19 protein-coding genes are annotated in these 23022 nt (G+C 62.6%); 9 read left to right on the top strand and 10 right to left on the bottom strand.

The window, feature by feature from the left end:
• Nucleotides 1-358 precede the first annotated feature (358 nt).
• Entirely contained in the window at nt 359-2317 is a 1959-nt protein-coding gene (gene mnmC / locus DNK10_RS13970; protein WP_131191982.1) for a bifunctional tRNA (5-methylaminomethyl-2-thiouridine)(34)-methyltransferase MnmC2/FAD-dependent 5-carboxymethylaminomethyl-2-thiouridine(34) oxidoreductase MnmC1, read from the bottom strand.
• A gap of 225 nt (nt 2318-2542) precedes the next feature.
• Here mnmC and pap point away from each other — a divergent pair, with 225 nt between their 5' ends.
• On the top strand, nt 2543-4036 hold the full coding sequence (gene pap / locus DNK10_RS13965) for a polyphosphate:AMP phosphotransferase (RefSeq protein WP_131191981.1): 1494 nt from the start codon (nt 2543-2545) through the stop codon (nt 4034-4036).
• A 309-nt stretch (nt 4037-4345) separates the two neighbouring features.
• Here the strand turns inward: pap and DNK10_RS13960 are convergent, their stop codons facing one another.
• The gene (locus DNK10_RS13960) at nt 4346-4747 is read right to left on the bottom strand and encodes a YbaN family protein (RefSeq protein ID WP_131191980.1); all 402 of its coding nucleotides are present in this window, start codon (nt 4745-4747) and stop codon (nt 4346-4348) included.
• A gap of 16 nt (nt 4748-4763) precedes the next feature.
• A complete protein-coding gene (locus tag DNK10_RS13955) occupies nt 4764-5351 on the bottom strand; it encodes a UPF0149 family protein (RefSeq protein ID WP_131181872.1) in 588 nt (195 codons plus the stop codon).
• 308 nt (nt 5352-5659) lie between these two features.
• Between DNK10_RS13955 and recQ the strand changes: the two genes are divergently transcribed.
• From recQ to DNK10_RS13930, 5 genes are all read left to right on the top strand, one after another.
• The gene (recQ, locus tag DNK10_RS13950) at nt 5660-7783 is read left to right on the top strand and encodes a DNA helicase RecQ (RefSeq protein WP_131191979.1); all 2124 of its coding nucleotides are present in this window, start codon (nt 5660-5662) and stop codon (nt 7781-7783) included.
• A gap of 467 nt (nt 7784-8250) precedes the next feature.
• Complete coding sequence (locus tag DNK10_RS13945) at nt 8251-8685, top strand: MarR family transcriptional regulator (protein WP_131181874.1); 435 nt, start codon at nt 8251-8253, stop codon at nt 8683-8685.
• Nucleotides 8685-10085: a DHA2 family efflux MFS transporter permease subunit gene (locus DNK10_RS13940; protein WP_131191978.1), complete on the top strand. Its 1401-nt coding sequence runs from the start codon at nt 8685-8687 to the stop codon at nt 10083-10085. Before DNK10_RS13945 ends, DNK10_RS13940 begins: the two co-directional genes overlap by 1 nt.
• A 236-nt stretch (nt 10086-10321) precedes the next feature.
• On the top strand, nt 10322-12334 hold the full coding sequence (locus DNK10_RS13935) for a motility hub landmark protein FimV (protein WP_208738823.1): 2013 nt from the start codon (nt 10322-10324) through the stop codon (nt 12332-12334).
• A gap of 60 nt (nt 12335-12394) precedes the next feature.
• Nucleotides 12395-12688: an Rdx family protein gene (locus tag DNK10_RS13930; protein WP_131181876.1), complete on the top strand. Its 294-nt coding sequence runs from the start codon at nt 12395-12397 to the stop codon at nt 12686-12688.
• Nucleotides 12689-12801: 113 nt separating this feature from the next.
• Here DNK10_RS13930 and DNK10_RS13925 read toward each other — a convergent pair whose 3' ends face one another.
• Both DNK10_RS13925 and DNK10_RS13920 read right to left on the bottom strand, forming a co-directional pair.
• Nucleotides 12802-13137 carry a tRNA-binding protein gene (locus DNK10_RS13925; protein WP_131191977.1) on the bottom strand — a complete coding sequence of 112 codons (336 nt, stop codon included), beginning with the start codon at nt 13135-13137 and terminating at the stop codon, nt 12802-12804.
• 66 nt (nt 13138-13203) lie between these two features.
• Complete coding sequence (locus tag DNK10_RS13920) at nt 13204-13962, bottom strand: helix-turn-helix transcriptional regulator (protein ID WP_131191976.1); 759 nt, start codon at nt 13960-13962, stop codon at nt 13204-13206.
• Between the two features lie 199 nt (nt 13963-14161).
• Between DNK10_RS13920 and DNK10_RS13915 the strand changes: the two genes are divergently transcribed.
• Together DNK10_RS13915 and DNK10_RS13910 are read left to right on the top strand one after the other, a co-directional pair.
• Nucleotides 14162-14986, top strand: a complete 825-nt coding sequence (locus DNK10_RS13915; protein ID WP_131191975.1) for a UDP-2,3-diacylglucosamine diphosphatase — start codon at nt 14162-14164, stop codon at nt 14984-14986.
• A complete protein-coding gene (locus tag DNK10_RS13910; RefSeq protein WP_131191974.1) occupies nt 14983-16026 on the top strand; it encodes a glycosyltransferase family 4 protein in 1044 nt (347 codons plus the stop codon). The genes DNK10_RS13915 and DNK10_RS13910 overlap by 4 nt, the downstream gene beginning before the upstream one ends.
• 17 nt (nt 16027-16043) lie before the next feature.
• On the opposite strand, the gene DNK10_RS13905 is transcribed toward DNK10_RS13910, so the two are convergent.
• From DNK10_RS13905 to DNK10_RS13895, 3 genes are all read right to left on the bottom strand, one after another.
• Nucleotides 16044-17432 carry an adenylate/guanylate cyclase domain-containing protein gene (locus DNK10_RS13905; protein WP_131181882.1) on the bottom strand — a complete coding sequence of 463 codons (1389 nt, stop codon included), beginning with the start codon at nt 17430-17432 and terminating at the stop codon, nt 16044-16046.
• Between the two features lie 187 nt (nt 17433-17619).
• The gene (locus tag DNK10_RS13900) at nt 17620-17937 is read right to left on the bottom strand and encodes an Mpo1-like protein (RefSeq protein ID WP_131191973.1); all 318 of its coding nucleotides are present in this window, start codon (nt 17935-17937) and stop codon (nt 17620-17622) included.
• A 71-nt stretch (nt 17938-18008) separates the two neighbouring features.
• Nucleotides 18009-19463, bottom strand: a complete 1455-nt coding sequence (locus DNK10_RS13895) for a TrkH family potassium uptake protein (protein ID WP_131191972.1) — start codon at nt 19461-19463, stop codon at nt 18009-18011.
• A gap of 722 nt (nt 19464-20185) precedes the next feature.
• On the opposite strand from DNK10_RS13895, the gene DNK10_RS13890 reads away from it, so the two are divergent.
• Nucleotides 20186-20752 carry an NAD(P)H nitroreductase gene (locus DNK10_RS13890; RefSeq protein WP_131181885.1) on the top strand — a complete coding sequence of 189 codons (567 nt, stop codon included), beginning with the start codon at nt 20186-20188 and terminating at the stop codon, nt 20750-20752.
• Nucleotides 20753-20819: 67 nt separating this feature from the next.
• On the opposite strand, the gene DNK10_RS13885 is transcribed toward DNK10_RS13890, so the two are convergent.
• Together DNK10_RS13885 and DNK10_RS13880 are read right to left on the bottom strand one after the other, a co-directional pair.
• Entirely contained in the window at nt 20820-22145 is a 1326-nt protein-coding gene (locus tag DNK10_RS13885) for a sensor histidine kinase (RefSeq protein ID WP_131181886.1), read from the bottom strand.
• A 110-nt stretch (nt 22146-22255) separates the two neighbouring features.
• Nucleotides 22256-22663, bottom strand: a complete 408-nt coding sequence (locus DNK10_RS13880) for a Spy/CpxP family protein refolding chaperone (RefSeq protein WP_131181887.1) — start codon at nt 22661-22663, stop codon at nt 22256-22258.
• Nucleotides 22664-23022: the final 359 nt, after the last annotated feature.

The raw sequence follows: 23022 nt of genomic DNA, 5'->3' as shown, positions 1-23022 counted from the left end.
AAGCGGATCAATCGGGCGAGTCACGGGCATCTGCCGGCGGCTCACCCGCTCTGCCTGACGAAACCGGGCCGGAAAGTCGAATCTCGCGAACTACCGGCTACCTGTACCGGGAAAGGGCTTTCTGCACCTGGCTGTGCCTCTCGCGGTTCAGCAGGCTCGGGGCAACGCCAAATCTTTTGGGTTATTTGACGGCAACTGGCTTCGGCGCGACGAACCGGCTCAGTATCTTCCCGCTTGAATTCGGAACTGTACTTCTTGCGCTTCGTGAACACTCCTTAAACTCGCTGTGAGCTTACTCGAAAGCATCCGCGTTAACGGGGTAGAATCCCGATGGACTGGCGATCGAATGGCTTACGGCTCAACCCTTGCGAATCAGCTGCCGCAGCATGAAGCGGTTGGGGTGGCAGGCTTCGGCTACGTCCTGCGGCACCGGCAGCGGTTCGCCTTCCAGCCAGGCGGCGATCAGTTCGCCGGACAGTGGCGCGGTGATCAGCCCGCGGGAGCCGTGCCCACTGTTGATGTACAAACCTTCCTGCCACGGGCAGGGGATTTGCGGCACCTGACGGGCGTCGCGAGCCAGCACGGCGTACGCTTCGGCAAACGCGTCGGTGTCGGCGAGTGGGCCGACGATCGGCAGGTAATCCGGGCTGGTGCAGCGAAAGGCCGCGCGACCTTGCAGCGTATCCGGGGCGAGCGTGTCGACCTGCAGGCGCTCAGCCAGATCGGTGGAGATTTCTCTGAGCAGATCCAGATTGCTGGCGTGTTCGGCGCCACTTGGCGTCAGGTCGTCGCTGTCGAAGTTGAAGCTGGCCCCCAGGGTGTGTTCGCCGTCGCGCACCGGCGCCACATAACCTTCAGCGCAAACCACCGTGCGCAACGCAGCGCTTTCCCTCGATGCGGGCAGTCGACTGATCTGCCCGCGAATACGCTTGAGCGGCAGTTTCGCGCTCTGTTCGAAGCGGGTGATATCCGCCGCGCCACAGAGGACGACCACCGCTGCGCTGGCTATCAGTTGTTCGCCGCTCCATGCCTGCCAGTCACCGTCCATGCGTTTGAGCTGCAAGGCGTGCTGGCAGCCATGCAGATGCACGTTGGGATGAGCGATCAGATGTTGGCAGAGCGCAGGCGGGTGCACCCAGCCTGCGTCGGGATAGAACAACCCGCCGCTCGTCAGGGCGATGCCTGCCTCGAACTCGGCCTGCTGGCGATCCACCTGGGTCAGCAGTGTTTCGGGAAAGGCGGCGGCGAGTTTGGCCTGGCGCTGCGCTTCGCGATCATCGAAAGCCAGTTGCAGCACGCCGCAGTTGTCCCAGTCCTGGCCCTTCTGCAGACGCTCGAGCAGCCGGCGGGTGTAACCGAAACCATCGACGATCAGCCGCGACAGCGCCGTGCCGTGGGCGGAAAGCTTGAGATAGAGCACGCCCTGCGGATTGCCCGAGGCTTCCATGGCAATGGCCGCGTGCCGCTCAAGCAAATCCACCAGCCAGCCACGCGCGGCGAGGCTGGCTGCGGTGGCGCAGCCGGCCAGCCCCGCACCGATGACCAGCGCCCGGCGCTCGGCGGGGCGATACGCAGGGCGAGCGAACCAGGGCTTGCTCGAGGTGTTCGCCGCTGCGCCGAAGGTGCCGCGCATGACTTCCCATTTTTTGCCGAGGCCGGGCACGCGCTTCATCTGGAAGCCAGCCTCGTTGAGCGCACGGCGAACGTAGCCGGTAGCGGTGAAGGTGCCGAGGGTGGTTTGCGGCGTGCTTAGCCGGGCCAGTTGGGCGAACAGTTCGGGCGTCCACATCTCGGGGTTCTTCGAGGGCGCGAAGCCGTCGAGAAACCAGGCGTCGATACGAGCGTCGAGCTGCGGCAGCATGGCTTGGGCATCGCCGATCAGCAGCGTCAGCACCACCCGGCCGGCATCGAATACCTGGCGCTGAAAGCCTGGGTTGAGACCGACATAGCCATCGAGCAACTGCTCGCTGTAGCGCTGCAACGATGGCCAGAGGGCGAGGGCGCGCTGCAGATCGGCACGGGTGAGGGGGTGTTTTTCAACGCTGACGAAATGCAACCGTGCTCCGGCTGGCGCCTGCTGCTCGAACAGCTCCCAGGCACACAGGAAATTCATGCCGGTGCCGAATCCCGTTTCGCCGATCACCAACTGCTCGCCAGGCCCCAGGGCGGCGAAGCGCTGCGGCAGATCATTGTTGCTCAGGAACACATAGCGGGTCTCTTCCAGGCCGTTGTCCCGGGAGAAATAGACGTCGGCGTATTGGCGCGAGGTGGGCTGGCCCTGTTCGTCCCAGTCGAGTTGTGCGTGTTGATCGGCCATGGTGGTGTTCCGGAGCAGGCAGGGCGGCGATTCTAGCAGGCCGGTGGCGGCGTTGTGGCCGTGGGCGCGGAGGATTCGGTGCCTGATGCCTAAGATTCACGGGTGCAGCTCCACTGCGTCGCCTGGGTTGAGCGAAGCGATACCCGGGGACAGGCCAGTAATGCTGGCTTGCGCTGAAACGTCAACGGCACCTAGGCTGGGCACACATTTCAGGAAGAGGTGCTTATGTTCGAATCCGCCGAGATCGACCACATCATCGACAAGGCCACCTTCGATGCCGAGGAGCAACTGCTGCGCGAGGCACTGCTGGAAGTGCAGTACGCACTGCGTGAGCAGGGGCGGTTCGCGGTGATCATCCTGATCAACGGCATCGAGGGAGCGGGCAAGGGCGAGACGGTGAAGCTGCTCAACGAGTGGATGGATCCGCGCCTCATCCAGGTCAGCACCTTCGATCAGCAGACCGACGAGGAGCTGGCCCGGCCCGTCGCCTGGCGTTACTGGCGGCAGCTGCCACCCAAGGGGCGAATCGGTATCTTCTTCGGCAACTGGTACAGCCAGATGCTGCAGGGCCGTGTGCACGGCGATCTTAAGAAGAATGAGCTGGGCAGGGCCATCGACGGCGCTCTCGGCCTGGAGCAGATGCTCTGTAACGAAGGCACGCTGATCTTCAAGTTCTGGTTTCACCTCTCCAAGAAGCAGATGCACGCGCGCCTGAAGACGCTGCAGGACGACCCCCTGCACAGCTGGCGCCTGAGCCCGCTGGACTGGCAGCAGTCGAAAACCTACGACAAATTCGTGCGCGTCGGCGAGGATGTGTTGCGTCGCACCAGTCGCGACTATTCGCCCTGGTACATCGTCGCCGGGGCGGATGCCAATTACCGTAGCCTGACCGTCGGGCGCATTCTTCTGGACGGTATGCAGGCCGCACTGCGCGGCAGCGGTGAGCGCGCGCCGTTGCCCCATGCCACGCCGCTGATGACTCGCACCGATCAGCACAGCCTGCTCGACAGCCTGGACATGAGCGTGCGCCTGAACAAGGCCGACTACCGTGAGCAACTGACCCGCGAACAGGCGCGCCTGTCGCAGTTGATGCGCGACAAGCGCATGCGTCGCCATGCCTTGATCGCTGTATTCGAAGGTAACGATGCGGCGGGCAAGGGCGGGGCGATCCGTCGGGTCGCCGCCGCGCTGGATCCACGTCAGTACCGTATCGTGCCGGTGGCGGCGCCGACCGAGGAGGAGCGTGCTCAGCCTTATCTGTGGCGCTTCTGGCGGCATATTCCGGCGCGTGGCAAGTTCACCGTGTTCGACCGCTCCTGGTACGGCCGGGTATTGGTGGAACGGGTCGAAGGCTTTTGTGAGCCGGCGGACTGGCTGCGCGCCTACGGTGAAATCAACGATTTCGAGGAGCAGCTCAGCAATGCCGGCGTGGTGCTGGTGAAGTTCTGGCTGGCCATCGATGAGAACACCCAACTGATGCGTTTTCGCGAGCGCGAGGCCAACCCCGTGAAGCGCTTCAAGATCACCGAAGAAGACTGGCGCAACCGCGAGAAATGGTCGCAGTACCGCGAAGCCGTAGGCGATATGGTCGACCGCACCAGTACCCGCCTGGCACCCTGGACGCTGGTCGAGGCCAATGACAAACAGTTCGCCCGGGTAAAAGTGCTGCGCACCATCAACGACGCGTTGGAGGCGGCGTTCGAGAGGGATGAGCGATAGGAGCGTTTTCTGGAGCTGGAGCGCGTTGCTGACGCCCGGCCAGGGGCGCCTGGTGTCGCGATGTGACCGAGGCGGCGAACGGGGTATCGTAATGTGGGATGGCAGCCAGGTGGCGGTAGCGGCCTGTCGTAGGGTGGACGACGCTTTATCCGTCCACCGCTCTGCAATCGCAATGGTGGATGAAAAGAGCGTCATCCACCCTACGGGGTGAACGGCCGCTTCCGCCTTTGAGCGACCACTCAGCCCAATCGATCGAATACGACATCTGATGTGTGACACTCGCCTTGCGGGCGAAGCGCTAGTGGCCATTCAGCGCCGATCCGGCAGCGTCTTCTGCCTGAGGATATACAGGCTCACCAGTACGGCGCTGGTCAGCATGAACGCTCGCGCCCATATCAACGGAACCAGCCAGCAGGAAATGCCGATGCTCAGCCACATCAGGCCGATGGCGTAGACCTTGGCTTTGCGCGGAATGCCTTCACCATTCAGGTAGTCACGAATCCACGGGCCGAGGCGTGGATGTTCGACCAACCATAGATAGAAGCGCCGCGAGCTGCGCATGAAACAGGCGGCGGCCAGCAGCAGGAAGGGTGTGGTGGGCAGCACCGGCAGGAAGATGCCCAGCACACCCAGCGCTACGCTCAGCCAGCCGAGGGTCAGCAGGCTGTAGCGCAGCAGGGGGTTGCGGGTTTCGTAGGGTTCGCGCGCCATATCGATGGCGTCGCCATCAATGATGGCGAGGTTTGAGCAGCGCCGGTTTTTCGTCCGGGGCATTGCACAGCAGGAACAGCGCGGTGAGCAGCTCGGGGATCTGCTCGATCATGCTGTCGACCAGGTCGCGGTCACGGGCAATCTCGGCGAACTCCGGTTGCTCGTCGAACAGGCCCGAGCCGACCATGATCGGCAGCAGCAGCTCGCTGACCTCGTCTTCGGCGTCGTCGAACCACACGGCTTCGCGCAGGAACACGCCTTCCATGAAACCGATGCACCAGCCGCGCAGGTCGGAATCGTCCGGCTCGTCGCCCAGATCCAGGTCGCACGGTACTTCCGGCTCGTCGTCGCTGGCCAGTTGGCGGGCGATATGCGCCTGCAACTGGATCAGGGTGGCTTCGATGTCATCGCGCTCGGCATCGCTGCGGTAATGCGGCGGCTCGGAGAACAGGGCGTCGATCCACTCGCGCGCCTCGACCTTGTCCGGGCAGATGGAAAGGGCGGTCAGGTAACCGTGTGCAGCGACATAGTCCAGCGCTTCTTCGTGCAGATCATCGGCATCGAGGAAGGCTTGCAGACGGGACAGTTGCTCGGCGAAGGACATCGGTGGCTACCTTGAAGAAGTAAACGAGGCTGGATTCTAGCAGGCTGTTGAAAAACTATCTGCGTTGCCGTTGCTTCGTTGAAAGCAGATTCGAAATGCTCATTTACAACTCGTAAACTCCGCTTTCTCATCTGCTTTCGCCTCGCACCGCCTGCCTCGCCTACGTTTTTCAACGGCCTTCTAGTGCAGACCCACCAGCCCGGCCAGAGTTGCAGGCAAAACGGCGTGCTAAACGCTAAAAAACACATCGGTTCCCCGTCGCCGGGAGACACTTGCGTATAATGCCCCGCTTGATTCGGAGACCCTACATGCTCGAGCAGGCGCAACGCATCCTCAAAGACGTATTCGGCTATGACAGCTTCCGTGGCCGCCAGGGTGCGATCATCGAGCGTGTGGCCAGCGGCGGCGATGCGCTGGTGCTGATGCCGACCGGCGGCGGCAAGTCGCTGTGCTTCCAGGTGCCAGCGTTGCTGCGTGATGGGCTGGCCGTGGTGGTGTCACCGCTGATCGCGCTGATGGACGACCAGGTGGCGACCCTGGAAGAACTGGGCGTGGCCGCCGTGGCGTTGAACTCTACCCTGGAGGCCGATCAGCAGCGCGATATCGCCGAGCGTATTCGTCGCGGCGAGATCAAGATGCTCTACCTCGCCCCGGAAAGGCTGGTGCAGCCGCGCATGCTGGCCTTCCTGCAGCAGCTGCAGATCGCTCTGTTCGCCATCGACGAGGCCCACTGCGTGTCCCAGTGGGGGCATGATTTCCGTCCCGAGTACCTGCAACTGGGGCAGTTGGCCGAGCTGTTCCCCGATGTGCCGCGCATCGCCCTGACCGCGACCGCCGACATGCGTACCCGCGAGGAAATCGTCAATCGCCTGCATCTGCAGGACGCAGAGCGCTTCCTGTCCAGTTTCGACCGACCCAACATCTTCTACCGCATCGTGCCCAAGGAGCAGCCGCGCAAGCAGTTGCTGGCGTTCCTGGCCGCCCGCAAGGGGGATGCCGGCATTGTCTATTGCCTGTCGCGCAAGAAGGTCGAAGAGGTGGCGGCTTTTCTGTCCGAACAAGGCTTTCCGGCGTTGCCCTACCACGCCGGCTTGCCGTCGGAGCTGCGTGCTTACAACCAGAAGCGCTTCCTCAATGAGGAAGGCCTTATCATGGTGGCGACCATTGCATTCGGCATGGGCATCGACAAGCCCAACGTGCGCTTCGTCGCTCACCTGGATCTGCCCAAGTCACTGGAAGCCTATTACCAGGAAACCGGACGTGCCGGCCGCGACGGTCTGCCTGCCGATGCCTGGATGGCCTACGGGCTGCAGGACATGATCTTCCTCAAGCAGATGCTGGCGAACTCCGAGGGTGACGAGCGCCACAAGCGCGTGGAGCAGCACAAGCTCGACGCCATGCTGGCGCTCTGCGAGGAAACCCGTTGCCGCCGCCAGGTGTTGTTGGCTTATTTCGACGAAGACATGCCACAGCCTTGCGGGCACTGCGACAACTGCACCGACGGCGTGCAGACCTGGGATGCCACAGAGTCGGCGCGTCAGGCGCTGTCGGCGATCTACCGTAGCGGCCAGCGTTATGGCGTCGGTCACCTGGTGGACATTCTGCTCGGTCGCGACAACGAGAAAATGCGTGGGCTTGGCCACCAGCATCTATCCGTGTTCGGCGTTGGCAGCGCGCTCAGCGAAGGTGAGTGGCGTTCGCTGTTCCGTCAATTGGTGGCGCGTGGTCTGGCGGATGTCGATCTGGAAGGCTATGGCGGGCTGCGCCTGTCCGACAGCTGCCGGCCGTTGTTGCGAGGCGAGGTGACGTTGCAGCTGCGCCGCGACCTCAAGCCGCAGCAGAGTGCCAAGGCTTCGGGCAGCCCGGCACGTCAGTTGGTGCGCGGCGACGAGCGCGAGCAGTGGGAAGCGCTACGTGCCTTGCGCAAGCGCTTGGCCGAAGAGCATGCGGTGCCACCTTACGTCATCTTCCCTGATGCCACGCTGCTGGAAATGCTACGCAGCAAACCCACCACGCTGGCGGAAATGGCCCGCGTCAGCGGCGTGGGAGCGCGTAAGCTGGAGCGTTATGGCGATGCCTTCCTCGAAGTGCTGGCCGGTAACGAGACGCCGCAGCCGGTCGTGGACTTGCGCCATGAACTGGTCAGCCTGGCACGCGCCGGCATGACGCCCGCGCAGATCGCCAATCAGCTCGGCTGTAGCCCGAAGAGCGCTTACTCACTGCTCGCCGAAGCAATCGCTGAGCAGCAGATTTCCCTCGAACAGGCCCTCGATCTGCCCGAAGAGCTGCTCGGTGAGCTTCAGGATGCGTTTCTCGATGGCGAAGGTGAATTGCCGCCTGTGGCGCAAATCAGTCCGCTGTTCGTTGGGCGTGTGGAAGAGGGCGTGCTGCATTGTGTGCGTGCTGCCCTGCAAGCCGAATTCGAAGCCTGATCGGCGATTAGGGTCGCGCAACGGTCATGTGTCGGCCAGGGTGGCAGATGTGCCCGAGACGGCGAACGGGGTAATCGTAATGGGGTATGGCAGCCAAGTGGCGGTAGCGGCCGTAGGGTGGATGACGCTCTTTTCATCCACCATTGCGATCGCTAGGTTGGTGGACGGATCGGGCCGCGCAGGTGAAGCGTCGTCCACCCTACGAATGGCCGTTTGCGCCTTTAAGACCGTAGAATGTAGCCTGGATTAGCCGCAGGCGTAATCCGGGGCCGAAGGCCGTGATCCATGGTTCAACGCGGGTCGCCGACCGGCCGCTACCGCCTTTGAGCAACCACTCATTTGATCTATGAATGTGGCACTAGCGCCACGACAGACACTTATCTCGCAACGACTGCAATCTTGCTCTCTGCCAAAAGCTATGGTTAGCTCGCTAATAATTAGTTTTTGACAATTCCAAGAGTGCCTACATGTCTCATTCCGATCAACACCGTTTTGCCATGCAGTTGGCCCAGCTGTCCCGCTCCTGGCGCGCCGAGCTGGATCGGCGGCTCGCCGGCCTGGGGCTGTCCCAGGCGCGCTGGCTGGTGCTGCTGCACATCGGCCGTTTCGCCGAATTGCCGACCCAGCGTGAGCTGGCCCAGAGCGTTGGCGTCGAAGGGCCGACCCTGGCGCGTCTGCTCGATAGCCTGGAGGCACAGGGGTTGGTCAGCCGTCAGGCGGTGCCCGAGGATCGCCGAGCCAAGAAAATCGCCTTGTGTCCGCCGGCCCTGCCGTTGATCGAGCAGATCGAAGCCATCTCCACGCAGGTTCGCGAGGAGCTTTTCGCCGGCATCGACGAGGACGATCTGCGCCTCTGCCAGCAGGTGCACGCGCGTATTCTGGGTAATCTGGAACGGCGCTGATGCAGGATCTGTCTCTTCTGCAGAGACGCTTTGGGCCACGCTATCCTCAGTATCTGCTGGGTGTGCTGATGCTCGGTAGCATGGCGATGATTCTGGCGTCGACCAGTATCAACGTGGCCCTGCCGGCGATCATGGCCGATTTCCGCATTGGTCGACCTCTCGCCCAGTGGCTGTCCACCGGGTTTCTCGCCGCAATGACCGCTGGCCTGCTGCTGTCGGCCTGGGCTCAGGCACGACTTGGCGCCCGCGCGACGGCGCAAGCCGGCCTCAGTCTGTTTATCGTGACTTCATTGCTCGCGCTGGTGGCAGATGCCGCCTGGCAATTGATTGCCCTGCGCATCATCCAGGGGCTGTGTGCCGGTATCGTCCAGCCGCTGGCGATGGTGCTGATCTTCCAGGTGTTCGCGGGTGGTGGCCGTGGTACCGCGCTGGGTGCCTACGGCCTGGGCGTGATGATCGCGCCGACGCTGGGGCCGACGATTGGCGGCTATCTGGTCGATGGTTTTGGCTGGTACGCGGTGTTCTGGCTGCCTCTGCCGATGTGCGTGCTGGCCATGTTCGCCGGGCAGTTTCTGATGCCCAGCGAGCGGCAACGGGATACACCGTTTCTCGACCTCTGGGCCTTTTGCCTGCTGTGCGTCGGGTTGTTCGCCTGGCTCGGTGCCCTGGCTGAGGCACAGCGCTTCGCCTGGAGTGAGCCGCGGGTCTGGCTGACTGGCCTGATCGGCACCTTGGCGGTAGTCGGCTTTCTGTTGCGCAGTCACTACAGCGCTCGTTCGTTGCTGCCGCTGGGGCTCTGGCGGCATGTCGGCTTTCGCAAGGCCAGTTGGGTAGCGCTCGCCCTGGGCATGGGCTTGTACGGCACCACCTACTTGATTCCCCTGCATGTGCAAACCATCGAAGGCTACAGCGCCGGTTGGGCTGGTTTGCTGTTGCTGCCCACGGGCGTTCTGATGGGCGTGGCGTCCTTTCTTGGCGGGTGGTTGAGCGACCGCTTGTCCACCGCCGTGCTGCTGGTCAGTGGGCTGCTTCTGCTGGCGTTCTCGTCATTCGGGCTCGGCTGGCTGGAGCCAGGCGCATCGTTCCTGGTGCTTTGTTGCTGGGCCTGCGTCGGCCGTATCGGGCTGGGTATCCTGCTGCCCGCGCTGAGCACCGGCGCGCTGGACATCCTGGATCGGGAGCAACTGGCTCACGGAGCGGGCGCCATTACCTTCGTACGTCAATTGGGTGGGGCATTCGGGGTCAATCTGCTGACCTTTTTCCTGGAGTGGCGTCATCGCCAGGAGGGTGGTGATTTCGCTGCCGAGGTAGTGGCCTTCCAGCAGAGTTTTCTGCTTATGGGCGTGCTGTTCGCATTGACCGTGATTGCCGCTTGGAACATTCGGCCGTCACGACGTTGACGTTCTTCGCATGGCTAGCCAAATTTCTGGCTTTTGCGTATGATGGCTAATTGATGGCCTTCAAATAGATCAAACGGGCTGAACGCTCGCAACCCCTTGAATTATTACCACACTCACTACTCGGTGGGGCAAAGCGCGCTTGCCAATCAGCGCTGTGCCACGTCGCATTTTGCAGGACACCCGGCCCGGCTCCGGTTGCTGCAGCTACTTTTCGAGCGGAGTTATCGGGAGCTTTTATGACTCGTGTTCGTCACTTGCTGATCGGTCTGGCATCGGGTTCGGCATTATATTCGGGGCTGGCAGCAGCGCTGGGGCTGGGTGAGATAACCCTGAATTCGGCGCTCAATCAGCCGCTGAACGCCGAGATCGAGCTGCTGGCGGTCGGCGACGACATGGGTGCCTCGGATATCAAGATCGCTCTGGCTCCGGCCGATGCCTTCAATCTCGCTGGCGTCGATCGGCTTCACTTTCTCAATGACCTGCGTTTCAGCCCGGTTCTGCGCGGCGCCAACAGTGTCGTGCGGGTGATCTCCAACCAGCCTGTGCGCGAGCCCTACCTGAACTTCATCGTCGAGCTGAAGCGGCCGGGTGGGCAGTTGTTGCGCGAATATACGGTGCTGCTCGACCCACCGCCGTCCCCTTCCTACAACAGCCAGGCCACAGCGGTCGGCAATGAGCAGTTCACTTCCTACGTGCCACCGCGCCGTACGCCTATCGCCAGCCGTGGGGAGCGTTATCAGGTCGCCAGCGGTGAGAGCCTGTGGACGATCGCTTCCAAGCTGCGTGTCGAGGGTAATCGGATCTCCCTGCAGGATCTGATGCTGGATATCCACGCGCTCAATCCGCAGGCTTTCAGCAACGGCGACATCCACCGCCTGCGCGCCGGGAGTTCGCTGCTGTTGCCGGATCATGCACGGATGCCGGAGGCTGCACCGAGTCAGCCTGTGGAGGCTGGCGCTGCACCACGTCCTGAAGCGCCTGCGGAAATCATCCCGGATACCGCGCCTCAACAGCCTGCCGAGCCGCAGGTGGAAGTCATCGCGCAGATCCGCCGTGTGGAAGATGAAGTGGCCAACCGCGCTGCCGAGAACCTGCAACTGCAGCGGGATCTGCTGGTGATGCAGAGCCAACTGCACGATCTGATGACGCGTATGGAAGCGCGTGACCAGCAGATTGCCCAGTTGCTGGAGCAGCTCGCCCAGCGCCCGGCTCCTGCCGCGTCTCCCGCAGAAAGTGCTGCGCCGGCAGCCGTTCAGGAGCCCGTTGCAGCAGCCGCACAGCAGGCTGTCGCTGAAGGTTTCTGGAGCCTGTGGACTGTGCTGCTGTCATCGGTGCTGGCGCTGTTGGCTCTTGTACTGCTGCTGTTCAAGCGTAAGCGCAAGCCTGAACCCGACGCTGTTGCCGAGCCTCTGGTTGTCGCGCCGTCGCCGATACGCTCACCGGTTGTCGCGCGAACCGAGCCGAACACCACCGACCCGTTGGAAGGCGCCAATATCTACATCGCCTATGGTCGTCTGGGGGAGGCCGTAACCGCATTGCGTCAGGCTTCCCTGGCCAACCCGCAACGACTGGATATTCGTTTCCGTCTGCTCGAAGTGCTGGCTCAACAGGGCAGCATCGCCGCCTTCGCCGAAGAAGAAACGAAGCTGCGTCAGGCCGGTTTCGATGGCGTGCGCATCGATCAGCTCAAGGGCCGTTACTCGGCGCTGTTCGCGCTGCCGCTGGAAACGCCGGAGTCCTTCGATTCGCTGGTACCTCTGGAAGGCCTGGATGAACTGACACTCGAGTTGGACGATGTTCCTGCGCCGGAGCAGAAGAGTCAGGGCGACGATTCCCAACTGAACCTGGACAACCTGTCTCTGGACGCCGACTGGGATCTGCTCAGTCCTTTCGTGCCTGGGCGCAAGAAACGTGATGTCGAAGTCGAAAGCGCTCCTGCGCCGAGTGCCGAGCAGTCGACCGATATTCTCGGTCACGACGCCCGCAGCCCGTTCGCCAGCTCGATGCTGGTCGAGGAAGAAGGCCCCGAGGATGAATGGCTGGAGCTGGATCCGTTACCTGCGGATGCAGCCGATGGGCTCGACCGTTTCGTCGCCAACCACGAGAACCTGACCAGGCTCAATCTGGCGATGGCCTACATCGAACAGGACGATCTGGAGGCCGCCTGCGACGTCCTCAACGAAGTGCTCAGCGAAGGCGACGAGGAGGAGAAGCAGGAAGCTCGCGAGTTGCTTGCACGCATCGCCTGATCCTTCTTGCCCTCGAATGGTCTGGCGCTAATATGGTCGCCTCAGCCGTGGAGCCGTTTCATGACCCAGACCAAAGCCGAAGTGACCATCACCTATTGCACCCAGTGTCAGTGGCTGCTGCGCGCCGCCTGGTTGGCTCAGGAGCTGCTGTCCACCTTTGCCGACGATCTCGCCAGGGTGAGCCTGGAGCCGGCTACCGGCGGTACGTTCCGCATCCTGTGCAACGGCGTGCAGATCTGGGAACGCAAGACCGATGGCGGCTTTCCCGAAGCCAAGGTGCTCAAGCAGCGGGTGCGCGATCAGATCGACCCGGCCCGGGATCTGGGCCACAGCGATCGGCCCGCGGCAGGCTAGTGTCGTCACACATCAAATGTCGTATCCGAGCGACCGGCGAAAGGGGTGAAAGCCGCCGTAGGATGGGTGAAACCCATCATTGGCCTAGGCGGCGTTCAATGCACTACGTGTGGTCATGCCAGGCGGGCGCCATTGGCTAGCGGCTTGTCGAAGCTGGCCAGCACGACCTTGCCGTCGCGGTCATAAGCGCCGGTGACCAGTACTTCGGAGCGTACGCCGGCGATGCGTTTGGCGGCGAAGTTGCAAACGCATAGCACTTGGCGCCCCAGCAGATCGTCGATGCTGTAATGGGCCGTGAGCTGTGCGCTGGAGGTTCGTGTGCCCAGCTCGCCGAGATCCACCTGCAGCACATAGGCAGGCTTCAGCGCTTTCTCGTTGGGGGCCGCGCTGATGATGGTGCCGACGCGCAGCTCGACGCGTTCGAAGTCCTGCCACTCGATGATTTGCATGCTATGCCTCCTGTTTTGGCCGCACTTTAACGGGGCCAAACAGGATGGGCTGTCGCAGGACTGGCGTTATTTGTCGCGAGGCTGGCGCTCGCGCAAAACCTTGGGCGTTTCGCCGAAATGCCGGGAGAGGGCAGCGGTAAAGGCGCTCTGCGAGGTGTAGCCGACCCGCGCGGCGATCTCGCCGACACTGAGGCGGCTGTTGTGCAGCAGTTGGCGGCCCAGACGCAGGCGTTTGTCGCGCACGTAGGCCATGGGCGTGAGCCCTGTCTCGTCGAGAAAGCGGTTGTGAAAACGCGCGGTGGAAAGCCCGGCAAGGCTGGCCAGGTCAGCCACCTGAATGGGATGGGCCGCGTGTCGCTCGATGTAGGCATTGAGCGCCGTCAGCGGCAGGCCGGCGCAAGGGCGTACATGCGTTTCTGCATTGAGGCTGGCGAGTAGCAGAATCGCGCCCTGGCGGGCGATTAGCGGATCGTTGATCGAGCTGGCGGCAAGCCAGTTGACCAGGCCGTTTTGCGTCACCGACAGCTCGATTTTTTGCGGAGCTTCCAGCAGGCGGCGGCTGGCATCGGCATGGTTGCCCAGATGATGTTCCAGCCAATTGCCAGCGGGCACGTCGAGCACCAGGCATTCGCTGCCGTTGCGACTGTCGCAGGCGTGGCGTGCACCCGCAGGCACTACGGCGAGGATCTGCCGGCTGATGCGGCTACCCAGACCCGCAACCTCGAACTGCAGATGGCCGCTCAGGCCGAAAACCAACTGGGCATGGTCGTGCTCGTGGCAGACGATGTCCTGGTGATAATGGCGCACTGACAAGAGCGATGACATGGCGGAACTCCTCGACGGATAGCGCCAGTTTACTCCTCGAAGCGGGTTCCTGGATGCCGGTAGTTGGAGAGGGGGCTGCGAAAACAGCGGTGTCAGTACCGCCCTGGCATCGCCGCTGTCATCGAATCGCCATGCCACGTTCACATTCATTTCACCGCTTTCGCGCAAGCTCGGCCGAAAATCTGCCGGAGATCGCCCGATGAGCATCGCACAACTGGTAAGGCCGAGCCGCAAGCAACGTGTCCGTACGCTGTGGATTTCCGATGTGCACCTGGGCACACGCGATAGCCAGGCCGAGCACCTGGCGGCTTTTCTCAAGCGTTACCAGGCCGAGCGCATCTACCTGGTGGGCGACATCATCGACGGCTGGAAGCTGCGCGGCGGTATCTACTGGCCACAGGCGCATACCAATGTGATCAGGCGCCTGCTGACCATGAGCAAGCGCGGCACTCAGGTGATCTACGTCACCGGCAATCACGACGAGTTCCTGCGCCGCTATTCGCAGCTGTTGCTGGGCAACATCCAGCTGGTCGACGAGGCCGAGCATGTCACCGCGGATGGTCGGCGTCTGCTGGTGATCCACGGCGACCAGTTCGACGTGATCACCCGCTATCACCGCTGGCTGGCCTTTCTCGGCGACTCGGCCTACACCTTCACCCTGGTACTCAATCGCTGGCTCAACCACTGGCGGCGCCGCTACGGTTACGGCTACTGGTCGCTGTCCGCCTACCTCAAGCACAAGGTCAAGACGGCGGTGAACTTCATCAGTGATTTCGAGGAAGCCATCACCCACGAATGCGCTCGTCGCGGCTTCAACGGCGTGGTGTGCGGGCATATTCACCATGCCGAGATTCGTAAGCTGGGCGATGTCGAGTACCTCAACTGTGGCGATTGGGTCGAATCCTGCACCGCGTTGATCGAGCATCCGGACGGCCGCATCGAGTTGTACCGCCTGGCCGACGAGCAAGAGCGGCTGGCGAAACTGCAGGCGGACAAGGTCGCGGTCATCGAGCCGGCAGCATGAGGCTGCTGATCGTCACCGACGCCTGGGCGCCGCAGGTCAATGGCGTGGTCACCAGTCTGCAGGCACTGGTCAGCGAATTGCGGGACATGGGGCACCATGTCGAAGTCCTCTCGCCTGGAGCGTTTCGCTGCGTGCCCTGTCCGAGCTACCCGGAGATTCCCCTGGCGTGGAACCTCTGGCGGGTCGGCGCGGCCATCGAGGCGTTTGCTCCGGATTGCGTGCACCTGGCGACCGAAGGGCCGTTGGGCTGGGCCGCCCGGCGCTGGTTGCTGCGCCGAGGGCTGGCCTTCTCCAGCGCCGTGCACACCCGCTTTCCCGAATACCTGAAGACCCGTTGTCCGTGGCTTCCGCTGGGCTTGGGCTATGCCTACCTGCGTCTGTTTCATCGCCCTAGCCAGGCGGTGCTGGTGACTACCGAGCGATTGCGTACGGGACTCGCCGATCGGGGGCTTGAGCGCCTGGTGCTATGGCGCAAGGGCGTGAACACACGCTTGTTCGCACCCGAGACTCAGGCTTCGACGCCAGTGACGGCAGTGTTTCTGTACGTGGGCCGTATTGCGCCGGAGAAGAACCTGCAGGCGTTTCTCGATCTGGATCTGCCGGGCGAGAAATGGGTGGTCGGCGACGGGCCGCAGCGTCAGGCGCTGCAGCAAACCCATGGGCAAGTGAAGTTCTTTGGCTACCGGCATGGAGAGGAACTGGCCGAATTCTATCGCCGCGCCAGTGTGCTGGTGTTTCCCTCGCAGACCGATACCTATGGTTTGGTGATGCTGGAAGCCCAGGCCTGCGGAACGCCAGTGGCGGCCTTTGCCGTACCGGGGCCGCTGGATGTGGTGGTGCCGGGGGTGACCGGCGTGCTTGGTGACGATCTGCGCCAAGCCTGCCTGGCGGCGCTGGAGCTGGATCGGGCGCAGTGTGCGGAGGAGGCGGGACGGCAGTCCTGGCGCGCATCGGCCATCGAATTTCTGGCCCGTCAGCCACTGCTTAGCGGCGAACCGATGACCGCTGATTTACCGGGACGAGTCGCCCGCAGTTACTGAATGCCGAGCGAGGAGCGTCACATGATGATCTTGTCGCGCAGCTTCTCGGCAGCCTGCTGCAGGGCCTGGATGACCCGCTCCTTGTCGAAGTTCTGAATGCCATTGGTATCCAGGTACATGGAAAAGCCGGGCAGTTCATGCTCGAGGAAGGTGGAGCTGGCGCCCAGGTCACGGCGGAAGTCCACCACCTGGTAGATCTGCACCGGCCGGGTGAAGCCCTTGACGTTGATCTGGCCCTTGTCGCGGCACATGATCACGTCCTTGATCAGCGAGTAGGTCTCGTGGGAGATCAGGATCTCGCCGGACTCGGCGGCGCTTTCCAGTCGACTGGCGAGGTTCACGTCGCGACCGATGATGGTGTAGTCCATCCGCGTATCGGCACCGAAGTTGCCGACGGTGCAGTAACCGGTGTTGAGACCCATGCGGATCTCCAGGGGCTTGGTGATGCCCTGGGCACGCCAGTGCTGGCGCAGTACCTTCATGTGCTTGCGCATGGCGATGGCCATCGAGACGGCGGCCATGGCGTCCTTCTTGGCACCCTGGCTGCTTGGGTCGCCGAAGAACACCATCACGCTGTCGCCGATGAACTTGTCGATGGTGCCGCCGAACTTCATGCAGATCTTCGACATCTCGTTGAGATAGGTATTGAGCAGATCGGTAAGGGCTTCGGCTTCCAGCTCTTCGGACAGCTCGGTGAAACCGCGGATGTCGGAGAAGAACACCGTGAGCTTCTTGCGCTGGGTTTCCAGACGCACGTGTTTCTTGCCGCTGAAGATCGACTCCCACACCTGGGGCGACAGGTATTTGGCCAGGTTACGGGCCAGGCGTGCGGCCTTTTCCTGCTCACGCTTGATCTCGATACGCACCTGAGTCAGGCGTATGCCCTGCTGATGGACGAAGTAGGCGTTGATGCAGATATACAGCATGGTGAATACGCTGCTGACCAAGGCCACCAGAGCCGGAGTTTCCGGCACCACGCGCAGATCGGTGAGCGAGGAGGTGAGCAGGGAGCCGCTGAAGGCCACCAGCAGCGCCAGGCCCATGTCGCGCAGGCCGCCCACGATCAGGGCGCTGAAGGTCAGGGTGAGCAGGCACATCAGGCTGGGGACTACCGAGAACCCCAACAGCACCGCGACGGCACCACAGTGCAGGGCATCGATGAACATCAGGGACATGACGGTACGGTGTGGCTGTTCATCCCTGAAGCGTTTGCTCAGCCAGTACGCCAGGTGCGGGTAGAGCAGGGCGTACGGCACCATCCACAGAATGTCCTGGCTGAACACCTGGATATAGGTGCCGGCGGCGACGCTGGCGGCCACGGCAATGTAGGCCAGCACGCGCGAGTAATACTCGCGTGTGGGCAACGTTGGCAGTCCGCTTGGTGCGGATGAAAGAGTTGCATTCATTCGTTGCTGATGATCCCTGCCGAGAGTCCGACTGCATTACCGGACGCCAGGCTGGAAGCGGCGTGCGGGCGGAGCCAGCGGAAAAGCGGGATCATATACGCTGGGGCCAAGACCGGCAAAGCCGGAGTGCCATAAGACACCGAACGGTCATATTGACCCGCCTGCCGGTCTTTTCCGTTGAGGATGCTTAAAAGCGGATTCGGCCGGTGAGGGCATCCTTGAACATCACCCAATCGCCCATCAGCGAATAGAGCGGATACTGGAACGTGGCCGGGCGGTTGCGCTCGAAGACGAAGTGGCCCACCCAGGCGAAACCATAGCCGATGACCGGCAACGCCAGCAGCCAGACCCATTGCTGGCTGATCAATGTATAGCCCAGCACCACGAGTATCAGGAGGCTGCCAAGGTAATGCAGGCGCCGGCAGATCGGGTTGCTGTGTTCCTGCAGGTAGTAGGGATAGAACTCGGCGAAGGAGTGGAATCGCTCGTGGGGCTGGCTGTTCATCGACGGCTTCCTGTTGTTATGTGAGGAAAGTTTAGGTCGATTCCGGGCGCTCGTGACGCCCGGTCGTCCTGTCAATGCCGCCAGAAAGCAGGCATCAGCAAGACCAGCACGGTGAGGATTTCCAGGCGCCCCAGCAGCATGCCCAGGGTCAGCAGCCACTTGGCCATATCCGGCAGGCTGGCGTAGGTGCCGGCCGGGCCGATTATCGGGCCCATGCCTGGGCCGACGCCGGCGACCGTGCTGGCAGCGCCGCTCAGCGCGGTGATCCAGTCCAGGCCGCACAAGGTCAGCGCCAGGGCCAGCAAGGCGATAGTGATGGTGAAGAAGAAGGAGAAGGTGAGAATCGAGCGGACGATGTCTTCATCCAGGCGGTGGCGGTTGTACTGCTGCTTGATCACCGCGCGGGGGTGCACCAGTTGCATCAGGTTGGCCTTGAGCAGGATGTAGGCGACCTGGAAACGGAAGATCTTCAAGCCACCGGCGGTGGAGCCGGAGCAGCCACCGATAAAGCCCAGGTAAAAGAACAGCATCCCGGCGAAACCGCCCCACAGCGAGTAATCGCCGAGCGCGAAACCGGTGGTGGTCATGATCGAGGTGGTGTTCACCGCCACGTGGCGCAGGGCATCGAGCCAGTGCAGATCGGTGGTCAGGTAGTACCAGGTGCCGAGAATCAGCCAGGTGCCCATGAGAATGGCGAGAAAACCGCGTACCTGCTGGTCGCCAAGCACCGCGCCGAAGTTGCCGCGCAGGGTCGAGACGTAGAGTACGAACGGCAGGCTGCCGAGGATCATCAACACCACGGCCATCCAGTGCACGGCCGGTTGCGTCCACTTGGCCAGGGACAGATCCGAGGTGGAGAAGCCGCCCGTGGAGATGGCCGACATGCTGTGATTGATGGCATCGAAGAGGCTCATGCCGGCCAGCCAGAAGCCCAGGCAGCCGAGCAGGCTGATGCCCAGGTAAGCCACCACCATGTACTTGGCCACCATGTGCGAGCGCGGCATGACCTTGTCGGAACGATCCGAGGACTCGGTCTGGAACAGGCGCATACCGCCGATGCGCAGCATCGGCAGAATGGCCACGGCCATGGCGATGAAGCCGATACCGCCCAGCCAGTGCAGCATGGAGCGCCAGATCAGGATGCCCGGTGACATGTTGTCCAGGCCGATCAGTACGGTAGCCCCGGTGGCGGTGATGCCCGACATGCTCTCGAAGAAGGAGTCGGTGTAACTCATGTGCTGGGTGAACATGAATGGCAGGGCGGCGAAGATGCACACCATCAGCCAGCTCGAGACCGTCAGCAGGTACATGTCGCGGGGGCGCAGATGAGCGTCCTTGGGGCGCCCGCGGACGATCATCGACAGCCCGGCGACAAAGGTGATCAGGCTCGACCAGATGAAGGGGTTCAGTTCAGATGCCCGATCGAAGGCTATCAGGGTCAGCATGGGGCCGGTCATGCCGATGGCCAGGGTGATCAGGAAGATGCCGTTGATGAACGCGATGAGTCTTAGGGTTGGCCAGGCCATCGGGTTTGTTCCGCGAAAAAGTGGCGCCATTCTACCTTTGCCACCGGTGCTGTAAACCTGCCAGCCAGCCTGCTTTCATCGCCTTTCAGTGGGGCCTTTCAACGCTATGGCGGCGAATGGATTACGCCCTCAGGTAGTGGCCCTTGCCGCAATCGCATCGCTCCGAGGCGAACTGGTCGCTGCACGCGATCCCGTAGGAACCGGCTTGCTGGCGATTGGCGGCCGTGACGCAAATTTGCAGAACGGCCAACGCCGCATCGCCCGCAAGGCTAGTGTCGCGACAACGGTCATATGTCGGCCAGGATGGTCGATGTGCCCGAGGCGGCGAACGGGGTATCGTAATGTCGGATGGCAGCCATGTGGCGCAAGCGGACGGTCGTAGGATGGGTCGGGCCGCGCAGGTGAAACCCATCGGAAATTGATGGGTTTCACCCATCCTACGGGCTGTAGAACGTAGCCTGGATTAGCCGCAGGCGTAATCCGGGGCCGAAGGCCGTGATCCATGGTTCAACGCGAGTCACCGACCGGCTGCTTCCGCCTTTGAGCGACCACTCAGCCCAATCGCTCGGATACGACATTTGATGTGTGAGCCCCCCGCAGCTCCCGGTGCGGCGGATTCAGGTAGTACCGTAGCGTCGCGCTTTCGCGGCGATCGGAAGCCTTGGCTCATGCTTCGGTAGCTTGGCTGTTAGAATTCCGTTCTTTTTCCTGGAGGTGAGCCGATGGATGCCCTCGATGCGCTGATCAACCGTGTCTCCGTTCCCCGCCTGGTCGAGCCAGCGCCGACCGCCGCTCAGCGTGAACAGCTGTTTCGCGCCGCGTTGCGGGCGCCGGATCACGGGCAACTGCGCCCTTGGCGTTTCCTGACCATCGAAGGGGAAGCCCGGCATGCGTTGGGCAAGCTGTATGCCGAAGCGCTGGCTGCCAAGTCGGCCGAGGTGAGTGAGGAGGCCCTGGCCAAGGCGCGCAATATGCCATTGCGGGCTCCCTTGCTGGTGGTGGTCATCGCCCGCGTGCAGGAGCACCCGAAGGTGCCGGCTCAGGAGCAGGTGTTGGCTGCTGGTTGTGCCGCTCACGGCATTCTGCTCGCCGCCCATGCGCAGGGCATCGGTGCGGTGTGGCGCACGGGTGAGCTGTCCCACGATCGCCATGTCGATGCCGGTTTGGGGCTCGCTGCGAACGAGCGGATCGTTGGCTACCTCTATCTGGGTACGCCGGAGCGGGAGCTGCGTACGCCACCGCAGTTGGCCGTCGAGGATTATGTCAGCGCTTGGCCGGGCAACGCATAAAGTCCTGATTGGTCAATAAAAAACAGCAGTGGAAGCGAGAACCGTATGCCGCTCCCAACTGCCTGCGTTAAACAGGTATCTCCAGTGGCAGCACCAGTTTGGCGCTGAAGCCGCCGTCCGGGTGATTCTCCAGTTGCAGGCGGCCGCCATGGCGTTCTGCGGCTCGGCGGGCGATGGCCAGGCCCAGGCCGTGGCCCGCTGCGCTCTGCCCGGGGGCGCGGAAGAATGGCTCGCCGAGTTGCGCCAGATGCTGCTCGGCCACGCCAGGGCCGTGGTCGCGAACTTCCAGATACACCTCATCGGCGCGGCGTACGAAGTTCAGCTCGATGGGCTGCCCCTCGGGGTTGAAACGCAGTGCATTGCGCAGCAGGTTATCCAGCGCACGTTCGAGCATGGCCGGCCAGCCGTGCAGATGCATGCCCGGCTGTAGACTGACGTCCAGTTGCTGCGCGGGGTAGCTGAGCTTCACGTCCTCGCGCAGCTTGCCGGCCAATTGCGCCAGGTCGATGGGTTGCGCCGAGCCAGGTTCTGCGTCGAGGCGGGCGAGGGCGAGGATTTCGCTGATCAGGTCTTCCAGGCGGTCGCATTCACGGATCAGGCGTGGCCAGAGCTTCTCGCGTTCTGCGGGTTCGGCGCGCTCTGCCAGCGCCAGAGCGATGCGCAGCCGCGCGAGGGGCGAACGCAGCTCGTGGGAAACGTCGCGCAATAGCTGGCGCTGGCTACCGATCAGATCCTGCAAGCGCGCGCCCATGCGGTTGAAGTCGTTGGCCAGCACTCCCAGTTCGTCACGGCGATTGGCCAGGCGCGCCAGGCTGTTCTGCTGGTAGGCGGTCTGGCCGAGGTCATGTACGGCGCCGCGCAAACGATCAAGCGGGCGAGTGATGGACAGGGTCAACAGCAGGCTGAATAGGGTCAGTACCACCAGGGCGATGCCCAGGGCGCTCAACGGCCAGAGCAGGCTGCCGCGGTGCCAGGCATCCAGTTCCGGATGCGGAATGCGGTAGATGAACAGGTAGGTTTCGCCGCTCGATGGGCTGGTGTAGTCGGTGCTCAGGCGCCGCCAGGGCAAGCGTCGATCGCCCTCGTTGCGCTCTTCGAAGGCGGCTGCTCGTGCGGGAAAGGTGCCGCGCACCAGGGGCTGGCCATTTTCGGAAAGTACTTGGGTATCGATGCGAAAGCGTCGCTTGCGCATATCCAGTACATCCTGGGCTGCACGCACGCCTTGGCTTTCATAGGCCTGAACCCACTGTTCCGGCAGGCTTTGCAGCGCCGGGTGCTGGTTGAGAATCCAGGCGTCCTGATTAAGGGCGCGGCCGAGCAGCATGGACAAACCGGCTACCACGGCTATCGCCAGCCAGAAGCTGGCAAGGATACGCCAGAACAATGAGCGCACGAGAGCTCCTTGAGAAAGGGGCGGCCTCGTGCAGTCGCACGCGGCAGCTGGTTTGGACGGGTGAAACGGCGACACCCACGCAAGGGTGGGTGTCGGTTTTGGCGCTGGGTTCAGCTGGCTTTCTTCTGCTGGGATTTCCAGGTTTCAAAGGCTTCGCGGTCGGCCTTGCGCTCTTTCATCTTGGCGGCTTTTTCGTCGAAAGTCTTCTGCTGCTCCGGTGTCAGCAGGGCGCGGATGGCAGCCTGTTGCTTGTCACGGGACGCCTTGCGTTCGGTTTCCAGTGCGGTCTTTTCTGCGGCTGGCAGTTTGTCCAGGTAGCGCAGGGTCAGCTCGCGATCGTTCTTCATCTGCTCGCCCAGCAGTTTGCGTACCTGGCGCTGTTGATCCTTGCTCAGATCCAGTTCATGGAAGAACCGTGGGCCGTGATCACTGCCCGGGCGATGGTCGCCACCAGGGGCAGCCATTGCCAGCGTCGGCAGGGTCATGGCGAGGAGCAGGGCGGTCATGGTCTTGCGCATGGTGTATCTCCTTGTCTCGAAACCGGCCAGTTGCCGGATGTGCCCAGATTAGGGGTTTCAAGGTAAGGCGCAGTCAGCCAAGGTAAAGGCAGGGTAAAGAGAAACCGGGCTGTGTAAATCGCTCAGAACCTGTTCACGATCTGCTGCGTGTCGCCTGCAGACGTAACAGGTGCGACTGCAACAAGGCGGGAGCGGACGTAGGATGGGTGAAACCCATCGGCATATTGATGGGTTTCACCCATCCTACGAGCTGTTCATGATCTGTTGCGTGTCGCCTTCGTAGGGTGGACGACGCTTCATCCGTCCACCACCACGCGATCGCAATGGTGGATGAAAAAAGCGTCGGCTACGCGCCCCGA

It is taken from the genome of Phytopseudomonas daroniae (assembly GCF_004327275.1).
Taxonomy (GTDB): domain Bacteria; phylum Pseudomonadota; class Gammaproteobacteria; order Pseudomonadales; family Pseudomonadaceae; genus Aquipseudomonas; species Aquipseudomonas daroniae.
The sequence above is the reverse complement of the archived record's forward strand: the minus strand, read 5'-3'. Positions and strand labels throughout refer to the sequence as shown.